Genomic DNA, 15,307 nt, shown 5'->3' with positions numbered 1-15,307 from the left:
GCAGTAGGATACTTCGACCTTCAGGTTATGAGAGAGGTCTAGGCCAGTTCCACGGGCTACGCCGGAGCGCGCCTATCTACCCTATCTTATTGATAATAAACATTATTTCTTGACGTGAGCCGCGCCCAGTTTCTACCCATTGCGCCATGATTTTCTGTCGTTTGCTTCCACTGTGCTTCCACGGATGCAGGCCAATATGGGGACCGCGCCATGCCGAAACTGACCAAACGCAGCGTTGAGTTGCTGGAACCCAAAGCCGAAGGCTACTTTGTCTGGGACAGCGAGATTAAGGGCTTTGGCATCCGCGTGCTGCCCTCTGGGGCCAAGACCTATCAAATTCAATACCGCAAGGGTGGACGCACCCGGCGCGCGGCGATTGGGCGGCATGGCAACATCACCGCAGAGATAGCGCGGGCCAAGGCTAAGGAATTGATGGGCGAAGTTTCCAAGGGCGAGAACCCGATTGAGGAAATAGCCCAGCATCGCCGCGCGCCGAACCTCGCCGCCCTCTGCGAACGCTTCTATGAGGCGCATGTGCTGGAACGCTGCAAGCCCAGCAAACAGGGCGAATATCGCCGCGCGATTGACCTGTTTATCGCCCCGGCGATGGGCAGTTTCAAAGTGGTGGATGTGGAACGCAAAGACATTGCCGATCTGCACCACAAATTCCGCCACAAGCCCTATCAGGCCAACCGGACACTTGGCGTCTTGTCGAAGATGTTCAATCTTGCCGAAGTCTGGGGCTTGCGGCCTGATTGCTCAAATCCCTGCCGCCATGTGCCGAAGTATCGCGAACACAAGCGCGAACGCTATCTAAGTCAGCACGAGCTACAAAGCCTTGGGGCTGTCTTGGCCGAAGTTGAACGCGATGGCTCGGAGACGCCCTTTGTCGTTGCGGCGTTTCGCCTGCTGCTGTTGACCGGATGCCGCCTTAGCGAGATTCAAACCCTGCAATGGGCCTTCCTGACCGATGCCGGAATGGAGTTGCCCGATACCAAGACAGGCGCGCGGCGTATCCCCCTGCCCCATGCCGCCCGCGCGGTGATCGCCTCGCTGCCCCGGTTGCCAGACAATCCCTATATCATCGCAGGCAAGGTCGCGGGCCGCTATGCCAGCGACTTGCAGCACCCTTGGCGGCGTATCCGCGCCTTGGCGGGTTTGGACAATGTCCGCATCCACGATCTGCGCCACACCTACGCCTCAAACGCGGTATCCTCTGGGATGCCTATTCAGATGGTCGGGCGCTTGCTTGGGCATACGCAGTTGCAGACGACCATGCGCTATGCCCACCTTGCCGATGATCCTGTGCGGCGTGCCGCAGAGGAGAACGCAGCACGTTTGAACTCGGCGCTTGGCATGGGGCCGTCTGGGGTTGCGCGACTTCGCGTGGTTTCGCAGTAGTTCGCGCGAATAGGCACAAATATGTAAGAATTTGCGCGAATTTGCCGCCAAAACTCAACTGCAATACCTGCACGAATACCCTCAATATCGGCTGATATCCGCATATACCGCGCACGCGCGACCCTAGGGTCAGGACCTATTGATTTTGCAACGCAGCCGTGATTCAGGCTCCGCAAGGAGACTGAGCAATGAGCAACCTTTACTGGCTGACGGACGAGCAGATGGCTCGACTTAAACCCTTCTTTCCCAAGAGCCACGGGGTGCCGCGTGTCGATGATCGTCGGGTCTTGAGCGGCATTATCTTCATCAATCGCAATGGCTTGCGTTGGTCTGACGCGCCGAAGGAATACGGCCCGGCGAAGACGCTTTACAACCGTTGGAAGCGATGGGGCGACATGGGCGTCTTTGCCCGGATGATGGAAGGGTTGGCCTCCGAGGCGGCGGTCCCGAAGACGGTGATGATCGACGCGACCTATCTCAAGGCGCACCGCACGGCTTCAAGCCTTGGGGTGAAAAAGGGGGGCGCGGTCGTCTGATTGGCCGGACCAAAGGTGGCATGAATACCAAACTGCATGCCGTCACTGACGAAAACGGCCGACCGATCCGCTTCTTCATGACCGCAGGTCAGGTCAGCGATTACACCGGCGCTGCGGCCTTACTGGGCAGCTTACCCAAAGCGACGTGGCTGCTGGCTGACCGGGGTTATGACGCCGACTGGTTCCGAGACGCCCTGAAAAACAAGGGGATCACGCCTTGCATCCCCGGCCGGAAGTCACGCGCGAAGCCTGTCAAATACGATAAACGCCGATACAAACGCCGCAATCGGATTGAGATCATGTTTGGCCGTCTCAAAGACTGGCGGCGGGTGGCAACACGTTACGACAGATGCCCAAAAGTCTTCCTCTCCGCCGTCGCTCTCGCCGCAACCGTCTTGTTCTGGCTTTGACGATCAATGAGTCTGGACCCTAACTCAGACCCAAAGCCACACTGCCAACACCTCCCCCGCAACCGACTATCTCGATGGCCTCATTGATGAATCAATGGCCGCGAACTTCCTGTGCCAAAGTGTGCGCACCATTCAGAAATGGCGCGTCACGGGCTTTGGCCCGAAGTTCTGCAAATCGGGTCGCTCAATCCGCTATCGCCGCCGCGGCTTGCTGGACTGGACCAACGCCCGCCGCCGCAACAGCACCAGCGCCAGCAACTAACCATTTTTGCCCGCTTTGAGTTGGCAGCACGAAGCGGGATTTTGGGGCCGGAAGGTCTTCAAACGGGGCGTGAGGTAAATGACTTCGCGCCCCTTCATTTATCAACATTCAAATCAGGAACGCAGCATGAGCAACCAACCCGCCCACAAGATCAAACTCGGTCTTATCACCGCAACCATTTGGGACAATGACGGCTTCCATTCCGTCGAAGTCTCCCGCTCCTACAAAACCAACGAAGGTGAATGGAAAGCCACTTCGGGGTTTTTCCACACCGACCTGCTGAACGTCGGCAAGTGCCTTGAGCGCGCCGAAATCTGGATCAGCCGTCAAATTTCTGCCCGCGCCACCAAATGACTGCGATGCGAAACATCCAATGCCGGGCGTCTGCGCCCGGCCCCAAAACAAAAGCTGCCCCGCCGGAGGCACCTTCAAAGCGCGTAAGCGCGCCCTTGCTTTCCAACCGCAAAATTCCGCTGACTAAAGGGGGGTCTTGTAACACCCCCCTCCACGGATACGAACGCGTAGTTGAGCGTAAATGACAGTTCTGCACTCCGGCTTTGATGGCCTGAAGTTCACAATCCAAACCGATATTTCCCCTGACTTCCGCGCCGCCCTTGCTGATGCCAAGACGCAAGCCATCAAAATCAACAGCGACAGCATTTTGGAACTAAACGGCCTGCAACTCGCCGTCCGCCGCAATGCCGGTTCCGCCTTCTCAGCCCATACAGGCGAATATGGCGCAGAATGGTACTTTCTGGACCCTGAGAACCGCGCGCCGAACAACCCCGGCGTCACCGTCGATTTCCGCGCCTTCCTGCTAGGGTCTGTTGATGTTCATCTTGTGCGCATCACTGTTGCCGCGAGGGAGATGAACGCGCTGAAGCTTTCGTCTGTTTTGCAGCAGCGTATGGCGATGCCTCTGTATTCCTTTAGTTTTCCGAAGAAATTCTCGATCAGGTGCCGCCATGTGTCGGTGTGGCGGTCGAACTCCGCCGGGAAGCGGCGGTTGCATTTAGGGGGTATGACTGCTTCGATCCCTGCGCCGGTCAGCGCATCGCGCAGCCAGTTGGCGTCGAAGGCGCGATCCGCGAGGAACTGGCCGCAGGACAGCCCTTCGATCAGGGCTGCGGTGCCACGCAGGTCGTGCGCCTGTCCGGGCAGCAAGCGGAAGTTGATCATGTTGCCGAGTGCGTCGGTCAGGGCCATGATCTTGGTGGTTATGCCGCCGCGAGAACGTCCGATGGCCTGGCTCTGAGTCCCCCTTTTGCGCCCTGACCGTGGCGGTGGACCTTGACGATACTGCCGTCGATCATGGCGTATTCGAAGTCGGCATCTTCGGCCAACATCCTGAACATACGATAGAATGCGTCGGCCTTCACCCATCTGCGGAACCGTTTGAAGACTGAGTTCCACTTCCCGAAATCCTCGGGCAGGTCGCGCCAAGGGCAGCCGGTGCGCGCGATCCAGAGAACGGCCTCGACAAAAAGGCGCGGATCAGGCCCCGTGCGACCGGGATCACATTCCCGGCCAAGACAGTGCGGGGCGATGGTTTCCCATTGGGCGTCGGTCGGTAATCCCCCCCGAAAGTAAGGGGCTGCATAAGTAGAATTTTCTCGCCAAGATGAACGAGGAGATTCTGAATGAAGACAAGCAGATACACTGAGGCGCAGATTCTTGCGATCCTGCGTCAGGCCGAAGGCGGTGTGCCGGTGGCAGAGCTGTGCCGCGAGCATGGCATGAGCAATGCGTCGTTCTACAAGTGGCGGGCGAAGTATGGCGGCATGGATGCGTCGCTGATCAGCCAGATGAAGGCCATCGAGGACGAGAACCGCCGGCTGAAGCGGATGTATGCGGACCTGAGCATGCAAGCCGACCTGCTGAAAGAGGCTCTCGGAAAAAAATGACGCGGCCATCTCAACGCCGCGAGATGGCCGAGAAAGCGGTGGCGCGACGCGGGGCAAGCATTGCGCTGGCCTGCCGGGCCTTCGGGGTCAGCGAGACCTGCTATCGCTATGGCCCGAAGTTAAAAGCCGAGAACGAAGAGATCGCCGACCTTCTGGTGGGTCTGACCGACGCCCGCAAGACCTGGGGCTTTGGGCTGTGCTTTCTGCATCTGCGCAACGTGAAGGGCCATCCGTGGAACCACAAACGCGTCTATCGGATCTATTGCGCCTTGGAACTGAACCTGCGGATCAAGCCCCGCAAGCGGCTGAAGCGGGACAAACCTGATGTGCTTGCTGTGCCCGAGGCACCCAACATGACCTGGTCCATGGACTTCATGGCAGATCGCCTCGGTGATGGCCGTGCGTTTCGGCTGCTGAACGTGCTGGATGACTTCAACCGCGAGGGGCTGGGTATCGAGGTTGACTTCTCGCTACCCGCCGAAAGGGTCATCCGGAGCCTGGACCGGATCATCGAATGGCGCGGCAAACCCGGCACCATAAGGGTCGACAACGGCCCGGAATACATCAGTGGCAAGCTGCTGATCTGGGCTGAGAGACAGGGCATCACGATCCAGCACATCCAACCCGGCCAGCCGCAGCAGAACGCCTACATCGAGCGATACAACCGCACCGTCCGGCATGAATGGCTCGACCAATACATCATCGAAACCATCGAGGAGGCACAGGATCACGCCACACAATGGCTATGGACATACAACAACGACCGCCCGAACATGGGCATCGGCGGCATCACACCCGCCCAGAAACTGAAAATGGCCGCGTAAGTTCTACGGATGCACCCCGTTAAAAATGGGGGGATTACCGGTCAAAGCGGTGCGGATCAAGGTTGCCTCCCATTTGGCAACCTTGAATCACTCAGAAACTAATTTGGGAATCCTCAAACGTCAACAAACCCTAGCGAAAAGCTGATGAAATGGGCTGAGAAACAAGGGGTTGCCATCCAGCACATCCAGCCGGGCCAACCCCAGCAGAACGCCTACATCGAGCGCTACAACCGCACCGTCAGGCATGAATGGCTGGATCAATATATCATCGAAAGCATCGAGGAGGCACAAGACTTCGCCACGCAATGGCTCTGGACTTACAACAACGACCGCCCGAACATCCCTTTCATGGTTTGCAAGCAAACCATTGCCGGGCAACGGGGCATCGGCGGCATCACACCCGCCCCGAAACTGAAAATGGCCGCGTAAGTTCTAAGGATGCACCCCGCTAAAAATGGGGGGATTACCAGGGCACGGCCTTATGAAATCGACGCTACGTTGACAAGGATTGGCACAGCTATGCCTATGTTGCGACAAGACGAACGGCTGATTGAATTAACCCGCAAATGGAATGCTCGCTAAATTTAGTTTCGTTGTGAGGTCCATTTACTGCTCTACGCTACAGAAAACCATGTGCGGAATGTATGATGCGTTTAAGCCTTTTCTCATCTGAGATGCCATGACTGTGACCCCGTACGATCCATGCGTGAGTTTTTTTAATTTTTCTTCCATGTATCGCGCCCGCCACAGTCCTGACTTCGCCCCTGTTGCTTCCTGAGCTACTCCCCAACTCTTGGACAGATTTCCGGGTGAGTTAAGCTACTGCCTGCCTCTGCTGATCGGTTTCGATTGCGTTGAAGTAGACCACGGCGGGCGGTTGTCCGCCATGGGCGGCGTGGGGCCGCAGGTGGTTGTAGAAGGTGATCCAGCGCCCGACGCCGGCTTTGGCCTGTGACCCGGTTTCCCAGGCGTGCAGGTAGACGCATTCATACTTCAGGGAACGCCAGAGACGTTCAATGAAGATGTTGTCGAGGTAGCGGGCTTTGCCGTCCATCGAGATTTTGGTCTTTGCCCGCTTCAAGCGGTCGGTCCAGTCGAAGGAGGTGAACTGGCTGCCCTGGTCAGTATTCATGATTTCGGGCGGGCCGAACTTGTGGATGGCGTCGTTCAAAGCCTCCAGGCAGAAGTCGGCCTCCAGCGTGTTGGAGATGCGCCAGGCCAGCACCTTGCGGGTGAACCAGTCCATGATGGCCACCAGATAGAGGAAGCCTTTGCGCATGGGCAGGTAAGTGATGTCGGCGCACCAGACTTGGTTGGGCCGGTCGATCCGCAGCCCACCCAGCAGATAGGGGTAAGTCTTGTGCCCCTTCGCAGGCCTGCTGGTGTTGGGTTTTTGGTAGATCGGCATCAAGCGCATAAGGCGCATCAGACGCCGGATGCGCTTTTCGTTCACGGCATGACCTTCATTCTGCAGGTGCCATGTCATTTGCCGGACGCCATAGAAGGGCGTCTCCAGAAACTGCTTGTCGGCCAGCAGCATCAAGTCGAGGTTCATCGCAGTCTCTCCTTGCGGCGCGTAGTAGAACGACGACCGCGAGATCGATAGCAGTCGACACTGCGCCCCGACCGACAGCGTGGGGTGGGTCCGTTCGATCATGCCACGCCTCACTTCCCGGTCCAGGGCTTGAGCTTTCTTGCCAAAAAATCGTTGGCGACCGCCAGTTCTCCGATCTTGGCATGCAGCTCGCGGACCGTATCCTCGGCGACCTCAGCGGTGGCGACCGCCTTGCTGCCGCGCTCAAAGATGCCCGTGGCACCTTCCAGAAGTGCCTTTTTCCATTGATGGATCATCGTCGGATGGACCTCATAGGCGGTCGCCAATTCCGACACCGTGCGCTCACCCTTCAACGCCTCCAACGCCACACGCGCCTTGAAGGCTGCGTCATGGTTCCTGCGTTTCGACATCTCTGTTCTCCTCGTGCTTGGAGACCAGCAGACTTCAGATCGTAGCTTCCGTCACTGTCCGATTTTCGGGGGGTAGCTCATCCACAGTGCTTCCACACCAGCACTACAAATGCAAATAGCCTCCCGATTTGCTCTGCAAGTCATTGTTATTGCTGTGTATTTTTGTTGCGAGGACAGGATTTGGCTTATACCGAACCAAAGACCATACATTTTCACCGCCATCGTCGCGTTAGGTCGGCTATGATCTAACGCTGCCTATCGGCATTGAAAAATGCTGCGAGGCAGCGTTTCCCGAAGCTGTCGCTCAGGTCCAGTGCAGTAAAAATTAGTCTATCGTGGTTGCGATGCGAAACCTAGCCGCTGTCAGCCAAACCACCGGCCGCTATGGTTTCGGTCGGCGAGCCTACGACCGGATGTCGCGAAGCAAGCACGACTAGCGCCGGTACAGCATCGAGATCATTTTCCGTCGACTGAAAGTCTGGCGCTGGGTGGCCACGTGCGACGACAGATGCCTTAAATCTTCCTCGCCGCGACCGTCATCTTCTGGCTATGAGACTACAACGAGGCCTGACCCTAACCAGCTGAAAACAAGACCGAAAGCATCAACCCCGTCATCGCGATTGAAAGGCCCATCGGAAATTTGCCACGGGCTGAGAAGGATTTCCACCCCACATTGGCGAGGCGGCTGCGTTGCGCCATGCAGATGAACGAAATGCCAATCAGCAGCGAAACAGAGAACAGATTGGCAAAAACTGTCAGTTCAGATCTGGGCACAAACAGGGCAAGCGCCGACAAGAACTTTACGTCGCCACCGCCAATAAGCCGAAACAAAAAACCGATGTAGCCGATCGCAAATATACCCGATGAGACTGCAATGCGCGCTCGGATGTCGATCGGAGATTGGATTAAAACCGTGACAGCAAACAGAACAACCAAGGCTATGCTGATGAAATCTGGGATTCGCATGTAACGCAGATCACTATATGCCGCATAGATCAGCAGCGGCGCTGCAAGCAGATTGGGGAAAAGATCCATATAATGGTTTGCTCCAATCTACTCAGGCGCAACGGAAATTAGATTGGCTGCACGAGCTACTAGGCCGCAACAGCATAAAAACCAATTCGGCAAGAGAGGACAAATTGGACTTGGCGTAGATGTTGCGCAGATGCGTGCGAATGGTTGCATCGCTCGACCCAAGTTCCTCTGCCACGCCAGCCACAGACAGCCCGCGGCTCAGCAGAACGCAGACCCGGAATTCGGCACGGCTAAGCCGAGACGGGTTGGTGGCATCAAGCAGGTCGCAAGAAGTGCTGTGTGCAGCGTCGGTTGACTGGCCAGACGATGATTGACAACGGTGCGGGTGATCAAACCCACTTGCCGCGCCGCCCAGGTCCGGCAGATTGTCGGGACCATTGCATCCAGATAGACCAGATGCTGGCGAGAAAGCGGCTCAGAAAAATGCAATTCGAGCAAATCACGGGTGGCACCGCCACTGTTCAGGACAAGCACGACGAATTCTTTGAAGTGCCGCGAGGATTGCCATTCTTTCAGGGCTGGGCTGCAATCCGCGCGCGTTTCATCAGCGTGGGTTGAACCAACCCAAACGCTAGCGCTGCGCGATAAAATCATGTCTGCGCCAAAATAGCTGTCGGCAAAAGACTTACGCAGCGGGCGTGGCACGGACTCGCCGCGACGGTCGTGAATTGCGACGGGGCATGGTCTTTGATCACTGCGATGGGTGCGCACAACCATGGCCGCCTCGGCACCCAAACCTGATGCAAACTGCGCCAACGCCTGACTGAGTTGAACGCTTCCACTGAGTGCATCGCACCATTTTGCGACGGCATCAAACAGATCCCGCTCAACCGGTGCAGTCCCTACCCTGAGCTTACGCTCGAACGCTGAAACATGTTCCATTTGAACCTTAAGCCCTAGGAATTAGAATCTTCTCAAGCAATCCGCGGCAAAACTATCATTTCCAAAGCGGCAACATCGCAAGCTGTCACTTCTCGTCATAAAGATGCTCGTTCTACGCCGCTTTTTTGTCAATATTTTAACACATTTGCAGTTTTGGTATTCTGAAAAAACAATCCTGAGATGCATTTCGTAACCTCGGATTGGACGAATTCCGAGAATCTACACGAAACATTTCCAAATCGGCACCGGAGCTATGGAGCCGGCCTCAAGTGGTTGGCTGGTTTATCCTCTAAAAATGTGCATGTAGCGAATCACCACCGGCCCCAAGGTCAGCAGAACCAGAGCAGGAAGCATCAGCGCTGCCATGATTGCCGACATCTTGACTGGCATCTTGTTGGCCATTTCCTGCGCGCGCAACTCGCGATGCAGCCGCATTTCCTTGGCATAGGTGGTCAATGTTTCGGCCACGCTGGTGCCAAACTGAATGGATTGCAAAACCACATTGGCGAATGACACGACTTCTGACACCCCGGTGCGTGCTGCCATTTCGGTCAGTGCCTGCTCGCGGCTGCGTCCAGCTTGAATCTCGCGTTGCGCGTTCAAAAACTCGTGTGAAATTTCTGGGGCGGCCAACTCTAGTTCATTGCCAACCCGAATCATTGCGGCATCCAATCCCAAGCCAGCCTCAACGGAAATCTGGATCAGGTCGAGCGCGTTGGGGAAGGCTTCCTGAATGGCCCTTATCCTGCGTTGTGCGCGGCCTTTCAACCAATAGGCCGGGCCAAAGAAGCCGAGGGCAACCACCAGCATGACAATTTGCAGAACGCGCAAATTGCTCCAGCCAGTGATCCGGGCATCGAAGCCGCTGGGCAATTCCAGATATCCCGCACGCACCAACCAGATCGCCGCCAAAAGCACGGCAGGAAGGCAGATCCCTAGCACAAAGCGGCTGAGATAATAGTCGCGCACGGCATGCGCCCCAGTGAGCCCGGCATGGGCAAGCTGGCGCTCGACTTCCATGCGCTCTTTGCGGTTCTGTGGCACGAGAGTTTTCATAAGCCCGGTCGGGTCCGCGTTGGAGGGGCGCAACAGACCCTGATCTGCGGTTAGGATGCGCACGCGCTGCCGCGACATCCGCTCAACCCTGGCATCCTTGGCGCCAAATGCTGCCGACATCCCGTAAAATGCAATCAGCACCCCGCTCGCTACGCCGATGGTCGAAAGAATCTGCCAAGTCGGCCAATCCAGTTGAGTCACTTGCAGCATGTCTTCAAACATGGGGCGCCCCCTTCACAGCCGGAAATTCACAAGTTTTCGCATTGCGAGATAGTTCACGACGATCAAAGTCCCAACAGTGATCGCAAAAGGACGGAACAGCGGATCGTCGCTTACACCGAGATAATAGTTCGGTGCGGTGATCGAGGTTGCGATCAAAATCATCAGAGGCAAGCCAGACAAGAACAATGATGTCAGTCGACCTTCAGACGAGATCGCCTGAATGCGCTTGCGCATTGTGATCCGATCCCGGATCACCTTTGACAGCGTGTTCAACACCTCTGACAGGTTGCCGCCGGTGCCGTGCTGGATGGCAATGCTGACCGACAGATAGCGCATATCCTCAAGCGGCATGCGTTCGGCCAGATCGCGAAAGGCGCTGACCAGATCGTCGCCATAGCTGATCTGGTCGAATATCAAGCCGAATTCGGTCGCGATCGGATCCTGCATATCGCGGCCGACGGTCTGGATGGTGACATTCAACGGATGGCCGACGCGCAGTCCGCGCGCCATCAGATCCAAGGCATCCGGTAATTGCAGGGCAAACAGCGCCACGCGCCCACGGGCTTTGCGCTTCACCAGCCAGAGCGGCAGTACGAGGCAGGCAAACGTGGCGATACCAATCGCTGCTACGCCGGGCAGCTTTGTGGACAGAAAGAGTGTCAAAACGGCAGCACCAAGCCCACAAACGGCGAGGGCCAGCCACGGGTTGAGCATCAGCCCTGAAAGACGCAGGTCAGTGGGGATCGTGCCGATGAAGGGAAACCGGTTTAAGGCCCAGCCGTCGGTCTGCGGACGCAGAAGGCCAAGTACCTCTTTGCCCGTTGCGCCCTTGGCGATCATCCGTATGCGCCGATTGCGCACCTCGTTGCCGGTTTCCGAGCGAGTCAGAACCTGACGCAGGCCTTCGAGCGCCAGCAAGATGCCGAGAAAGACCCCTGCAGTGCCAAGAATCGTGAGATCGGAGTCTGGCAGAAGATCAAACAGGCGTTCCATCACGATTGACCCTTATGCACGAAATCGTCGCCGCGCAGGTCGATGTTGGCCTGCGCCAGCAGCTCGGCACACCGCGGGCGGATCCCGGTGGCAATGAACTCGCCAAGGATTTTGCCGGTTTCTGACTGGCCGGTGCGGCGGAACACAAAGATGTCCTGCATGGTCACGGTGTTGGTTTCCATCCCGGTGATCTCGCTGATGCTCATCACCCGGCGGCTGCCGTCACTCAGGCGGTTGAGTTGCACGACCAGATGGATGCCAGCGGCGATCTGCGCGCGGATGGCCGAGATCGGGAAATCCAGACCGATCATTGTAACCATCTGCTCGAGCCGGGACAGCGCGTCGCGCGCGGTGTTGGCGTGTACGGTCGTCATCGAGCCGTCATGGCCGGTGTTCATCGCCTGTAGCATGTCAAAGGTTTCGGCCCCACGCACCTCGCCGACCACGATGCGGTCAGGACGCATCCGCAAAGCATTGCGCACCAGATCACGCTGAGTGACAGCACCAGTGCCCGAAGGACTGGCAGGCCGGGTTTCCAGACGGACGACATGTTCTTGCTGGAGTTGTAGTTCTGCGGCGTCCTCAATGGTCACCACCCGTTCACGCTTGCCGATGTAGGACGACAGTGCGTTCAGCATCGTGGTCTTGCCCGAACCGGTTCCGCCCGAAATCAGCACGTTCAGCCGCATTTCGACGACGCCTTTCAGCAAAGCCGCAGCGGCTGGGTTCAGCGCGCCAGCCTCAACCAGCCGCTCCATCGTGAGAGGGTTGCGCGAGAATTTGCGGATCGAAACCGACGGGCCATCAATGGCGCAGGGGCGGATGATCGCGTTGACGCGGCTGCCGTCCGCAAGCCGGGCATCAACCCAAGGCGTCGATTCATCGACCCGGCGACCGACGCGGGACACGATCTTGTCGATGATGCGCAGCAGGTGGCGTTCGTCACGAAAGCGGACCTTGCTGCGTTCGAGCACGCCAAAGCGTTCAACAAAGACATTCTGGTGAGAATTTACCAAGATATCATTGATCGTCGGATCCGCCAGCAGTGGTTCAAGCGGGCCAAACCCCAGCACTTCATCCAGCAGTTCGTCGATCAGCAGCTTGAAATCTTCGGACCGCATCGGGCGGCCTTCATCATTCAGGGCTTTGGCGACAAGCTGCGAGACCTCGCGGCGCAGCTCATCCGGCTGCACCTTGTCGATCACCGCCAGATTGAGCCGTTCAAGCAGAATGTCGTGCAGGCGGCTTTTCAACTCCAGCCGTTCCATCAACTCGGCATTTGCGAGTGCAGCTTTCTCGGCCTCGGGCTCGACGGGCATATCCTTCCGCACAATCTCGACGACGTTTCGGCCCTGAGGATTCTTGGCGCTGGGAAAATGTTTGAACACCTCGGCTCCTCCTATTTGGCAGATGTGTGGACGGTTGCGGGAAACGATTTGACAGTCGCCGCAGCCAGCCGCGCGACAGCCTTGGTCAAAGACGAGCGTGGGGCCGCGGCGGAAAGCGGCAGGCCGCGATCAGCGGCCCCATTGGCGGCACGAGGATCATGCGGCAGCCAATGCTCGAATTTGTGCTGCAACACCTTTTCGGCTTCCCGCTGAAGCTTGGAAGGCAAAAGCGGACGGCGCTCGTGGTTGACGACGATCTCGATCGGCAGTGCAGGGTTGTCAGCGGTAAAGAAATCAATCAGGCGGCGGCAATGGCGCACCGAGGACACGCTGATATCGGTGACCATGATCAATTCGTCGGCCCGTTGAACAATCGGTTCGATCCAGCCAACCAACGCACGTGGCAGATCGACAACGACATAATCATGGCTCTGCCGCAGGCTATCAAGGATGGCTGCAACCTGCTCGGGCTTCAGCGAGTCGATGGGCGCGAATTTTGATGGAGCGGCAAGCACATCAATGCCATTCGGCGTTTTGACCAGAGCCTGCTCAAGGAAGGTCGCGTCGGGAACCGTGCCGTTAATCGCGATCTGAAGCAGCGTGTCTTGCTCTTCAAGATCAAGGAAGCTGCCGACCGTGCCAAATTGCAGATCAAAATCGACCAGCGCGACACTGGCGGTGGTGCCGCGACCGAAAAAACCGCCGCGCTTGCCGATCAGCTGGTCGGCCAGATTGACAGCGACAGTGCTGGAGCCAATGCCCCCGCGCGACTGCGTTACCGCAACGATCCGGCCTTGACGCTGTGGTGCTGTGTCTTTGGCGCTGTGGGCCAGATTAACTCCGCGGATCTGGCTTTCAAAATCAGCCCCAAACTCTGAGAATGCCACCACATCATTTGCACCTGCGCGGCTGAGAGCACGCGCCTGTGACAGCGTCAGATTCTGATCGGCCAATGCGATGAGCGTGGTGTTCGGACGCCCCGCCGCCAGAGCGCGGATTGCGTCGATCTCGACTGGATCGTCCGATTTGGCCGTGAACAGGATCATGTCGTAATTGGCAGCAACTTTGACCGCTTTGCCATTCATCTGCACCAGAGTCGAAGCCTCGGTGTCCACCCGCCAGCCTGCCCGTGGCGACAGTGCCCGGCTGATGGCGCTGGAAACGTCCGGGTCCGGTGAAACGACAAGGATGGAGCGCGGGGTCGTCGTCATGGTTAATCCTTTCAAGGCCGCGAGGCCCCTTATAATCTGGGTCAGCCCGCGTTGCCGGCGGCGAGGTCTTCACCGGGCAGCGAGGTGCTGGTTTTAGGGAATGGCAGGGTCGCACCGGGTGCGTTGCCATCGGGCACTCCTACGAGCGCTGCCAACGCACTGAGCGGCGTGGCGAATTGGAAATCGAGGTTCTGGATCTCGACGGTCACAACCGGCACATACGGCCCGCCCAGAAAGCCGAGGTTGGCATCGAAGCTGTAGCTGAGCTTGAGGTTGCTGACGGTTGCGTGTGACGGCATCAACGGCGCGATAGCGGTCCAGATTTCTGCCGCCGTGGCATTCGACGCGCTTGCAGTGCAGGTCACGACACCGGGGTTGACGCAGAAGTTCGTGCCAGCGGCGCAACTGGTTCCATAATGCGTGGTGGCGCCCGCGCCCGAGCCGCGCAGATTGACTGTTGGCAGAGATGGGCAGACGGCCGGACGTACGGCTGCGATGCGCACGGCGCGCTGCATCGCCTTGTCGGCCATGACAAACTCGCCGCCCATCCGTCCGAAGTCGATCAGGCCGAGCAAAAGCAGCAGGAAGATCGGCAACACGATCGCCATTTCGACCAGCACGGTTCCCTCGGCATCGCGGCGGAAGCGCGAGAGTTTGGCGACAAGGCCGCATTTGATCCAGCGGATAATCATGATCCGAACACCCGCGCCTGGTCGGTTATGGTTGTGGTGCGCGTGGGCAAAGTGCCGCCACCAAAGGCGATAACGCCCGCGAAGGGGTAGGTCACGGTGATTTGCGCCGTCACCGACATCACCGGCACCGGGTTGATCCGGTAGGTTCCGGGGATGCAGGTATAAGACGGCGTGACGGAATCGACCGTGACATAGCTGGGAAATACCGATTGCCCGGAACTGCTGTTGCGCACCATATCCAGAAGCTGCGTGCTGTAGCCCGCCACACTGCCACCGCTGTTGCAGATGTCGGAAGATACCACCCGCGACATGTAGCGGGCGGCATCCCGCACCCCGGCGATGGCGCTTTGATAAGACAACATCAGCCGACTGCCCTCGATGATGACGGCAAACAGCAGCAGCATGCTGGGCAGGACAATCGCGAACTCGACCAATGCAGCACCGCTTTCGGACCGCAGGAAACGAAGGCAGCTACGGCGTTGCGGAGAAAAGCGCGAGGGGAAGCTGGGCTTGGGCATGTGCGGAC

The 15,307-nt window shown here is 57.9% G+C and carries 15 protein-coding genes and 2 pseudogenes; 6 read left to right on the top strand and 11 right to left on the bottom strand.

The genetic code is table 11. The features are described from left to right. Positions 1 to 210 precede the first annotated feature (210 nt). From ACS5RD_RS14585 to ACS5RD_RS14570, 4 genes are all read left to right on the top strand, one after another. Complete coding sequence (locus tag ACS5RD_RS14585) at positions 211 to 1,401, top strand: site-specific integrase (protein WP_489928022.1); 1,191 nt, start codon at positions 211 to 213, stop codon at positions 1,399 to 1,401. 188 nt (positions 1,402 to 1,589) lie between these two features. Then, positions 1,590 to 2,347 (top strand): IS5 family transposase gene (locus tag ACS5RD_RS14580; protein WP_489927796.1). Its coding sequence is split into 2 segments (ribosomal slippage): positions 1,590 to 1,908 and positions 1,908 to 2,347, totalling 759 coding nucleotides; the frame shifts between segments, so codons are not numbered across the junction. A gap of 94 nt (positions 2,348 to 2,441) precedes the next feature. Beyond that, positions 2,442 to 2,609 carry a helix-turn-helix transcriptional regulator gene (locus ACS5RD_RS14575; protein WP_489928021.1) on the top strand — a complete coding sequence of 56 codons (168 nt, stop codon included), beginning with the start codon at positions 2,442 to 2,444 and terminating at the stop codon, positions 2,607 to 2,609. A 126-nt stretch (positions 2,610 to 2,735) separates the two neighbouring features. Beyond that, complete coding sequence (locus ACS5RD_RS14570; RefSeq protein WP_489928020.1) at positions 2,736 to 2,963, top strand: hypothetical protein; 228 nt, start codon at positions 2,736 to 2,738, stop codon at positions 2,961 to 2,963. 480 nt (positions 2,964 to 3,443) lie between these two features. Here ACS5RD_RS14570 and ACS5RD_RS14565 read toward each other — a convergent pair. Beyond that, positions 3,444 to 4,342, bottom strand: a pseudogene (locus ACS5RD_RS14565) (IS5 family transposase). On the opposite strand from ACS5RD_RS14565, the gene ACS5RD_RS14560 reads away from it, so the two are divergent. Both ACS5RD_RS14560 and ACS5RD_RS14555 read left to right on the top strand, forming a co-directional pair. Further along, positions 4,250 to 5,337 (top strand): IS3 family transposase gene (locus ACS5RD_RS14560; protein WP_489928019.1). Its coding sequence is split into 2 segments (ribosomal slippage): positions 4,250 to 4,505 and positions 4,505 to 5,337, totalling 1,089 coding nucleotides; the frame shifts between segments, so codons are not numbered across the junction. The pseudogene ACS5RD_RS14565 and the gene ACS5RD_RS14560 overlap by 93 nt on opposite strands. A gap of 132 nt (positions 5,338 to 5,469) precedes the next feature. Then, positions 5,470 to 5,766, top strand: a pseudogene (locus ACS5RD_RS14555) (integrase core domain-containing protein); the annotation flags it as partial. Positions 5,767 to 6,151: 385 nt separating this feature from the next. Here the strand turns inward: ACS5RD_RS14555 and ACS5RD_RS14550 are convergent. From ACS5RD_RS14550 to ACS5RD_RS14505, 10 genes are all read right to left on the bottom strand, one after another. Further along, positions 6,152 to 7,302, bottom strand: a protein-coding gene (locus ACS5RD_RS14550) for an IS3 family transposase (RefSeq protein ID WP_489927680.1) whose coding sequence is annotated in 2 segments (ribosomal slippage) — positions 6,152 to 7,011 and positions 7,011 to 7,302 — 1,152 coding nt in all. Because the reading frame shifts where the segments join, the coding sequence is not laid out codon by codon here. A gap of 573 nt (positions 7,303 to 7,875) precedes the next feature. Beyond that, positions 7,876 to 8,337, bottom strand: coding sequence for an A24 family peptidase (locus ACS5RD_RS14545; protein ID WP_489928018.1), 462 nt, complete (start codon positions 8,335 to 8,337; stop codon positions 7,876 to 7,878). Positions 8,338 to 8,359: 22 nt separating this feature from the next. Continuing rightward, on the bottom strand, positions 8,360 to 8,521 hold the full coding sequence (locus ACS5RD_RS14540) for a LuxR C-terminal-related transcriptional regulator (RefSeq protein ID WP_489928017.1): 162 nt from the start codon (positions 8,519 to 8,521) through the stop codon (positions 8,360 to 8,362). Between the two features lie 14 nt (positions 8,522 to 8,535). Next, the gene (locus ACS5RD_RS14535) at positions 8,536 to 9,219 is read right to left on the bottom strand and encodes a hypothetical protein (RefSeq protein ID WP_489928016.1); all 684 of its coding nucleotides are present in this window, start codon (positions 9,217 to 9,219) and stop codon (positions 8,536 to 8,538) included. A gap of 282 nt (positions 9,220 to 9,501) precedes the next feature. Continuing rightward, on the bottom strand, positions 9,502 to 10,497 hold the full coding sequence (locus ACS5RD_RS14530; RefSeq protein ID WP_489928015.1) for a type II secretion system F family protein: 996 nt from the start codon (positions 10,495 to 10,497) through the stop codon (positions 9,502 to 9,504). A gap of 12 nt (positions 10,498 to 10,509) precedes the next feature. Continuing rightward, positions 10,510 to 11,490 (bottom strand): type II secretion system F family protein, encoded by a 981-nt coding sequence (locus tag ACS5RD_RS14525; RefSeq protein WP_489928014.1) that lies wholly within the window; start codon positions 11,488 to 11,490, stop codon positions 10,510 to 10,512. Then, a complete protein-coding gene (locus ACS5RD_RS14520) occupies positions 11,490 to 12,878 on the bottom strand; it encodes a TadA family conjugal transfer-associated ATPase (RefSeq protein WP_489928013.1) in 1,389 nt (462 codons plus the stop codon). Before ACS5RD_RS14520 ends, ACS5RD_RS14525 begins: the two co-directional genes overlap by 1 nt. An 11-nt stretch (positions 12,879 to 12,889) precedes the next feature. Continuing rightward, positions 12,890 to 14,089, bottom strand: a complete 1,200-nt coding sequence (locus ACS5RD_RS14515; protein ID WP_489928012.1) for a CpaE/TadZ family protein — start codon at positions 14,087 to 14,089, stop codon at positions 12,890 to 12,892. Positions 14,090 to 14,130: 41 nt separating this feature from the next. Continuing rightward, positions 14,131 to 14,781, bottom strand: a complete 651-nt coding sequence (locus ACS5RD_RS14510) for a TadE/TadG family type IV pilus assembly protein (RefSeq protein ID WP_489928011.1) — start codon at positions 14,779 to 14,781, stop codon at positions 14,131 to 14,133. Continuing rightward, a complete protein-coding gene (locus ACS5RD_RS14505) occupies positions 14,778 to 15,299 on the bottom strand; it encodes a TadE/TadG family type IV pilus assembly protein (RefSeq protein WP_489928010.1) in 522 nt (173 codons plus the stop codon). Before ACS5RD_RS14505 ends, ACS5RD_RS14510 begins: the two co-directional genes overlap by 4 nt. Positions 15,300 to 15,307 lie beyond the last annotated feature (8 nt).

Source organism: Cypionkella sp. PAMC25878 (assembly GCF_058135695.1).
This window is presented reverse-complemented; position numbering and strand designations above follow the sequence as displayed.

Bases quoted from the DNA above. Each gene is read 5' to 3' on its own strand.
- ACS5RD_RS14575 (WP_489928021.1), top strand. From the start codon at position 2,442: ATGGCCGCGAACTTCCTGTGCCAAAGTGTGCGCACCATTCAGAAATGG.
- ACS5RD_RS14510 (WP_489928011.1), bottom strand. From the start codon at position 14,781: ATGATTATCCGCTGGATCAAATGCGGCCTTGTCGCCAAACTCTCGCGC.
- ACS5RD_RS14525 (WP_489928014.1), bottom strand. From the start codon at position 11,490: ATGGAACGCCTGTTTGATCTTCTGCCAGACTCCGATCTCACGATTCTT.
- ACS5RD_RS14505 (WP_489928010.1), bottom strand. From the start codon at position 15,299: ATGCCCAAGCCCAGCTTCCCCTCGCGCTTTTCTCCGCAACGCCGTAGC.
- ACS5RD_RS14515 (WP_489928012.1), bottom strand. From the start codon at position 14,089: ATGACGACGACCCCGCGCTCCATCCTTGTCGTTTCACCGGACCCGGAC.
- ACS5RD_RS14535 (WP_489928016.1), bottom strand. From the start codon at position 9,219: ATGGAACATGTTTCAGCGTTCGAGCGTAAGCTCAGGGTAGGGACTGCA.
- ACS5RD_RS14530 (WP_489928015.1), bottom strand. From the start codon at position 10,497: ATGTTTGAAGACATGCTGCAAGTGACTCAACTGGATTGGCCGACTTGG.
- ACS5RD_RS14570 (WP_489928020.1), top strand. From the start codon at position 2,736: ATGAGCAACCAACCCGCCCACAAGATCAAACTCGGTCTTATCACCGCA.
- ACS5RD_RS14585 (WP_489928022.1), top strand. From the start codon at position 211: ATGCCGAAACTGACCAAACGCAGCGTTGAGTTGCTGGAACCCAAAGCC.
- ACS5RD_RS14545 (WP_489928018.1), bottom strand. From the start codon at position 8,337: ATGGATCTTTTCCCCAATCTGCTTGCAGCGCCGCTGCTGATCTATGCG.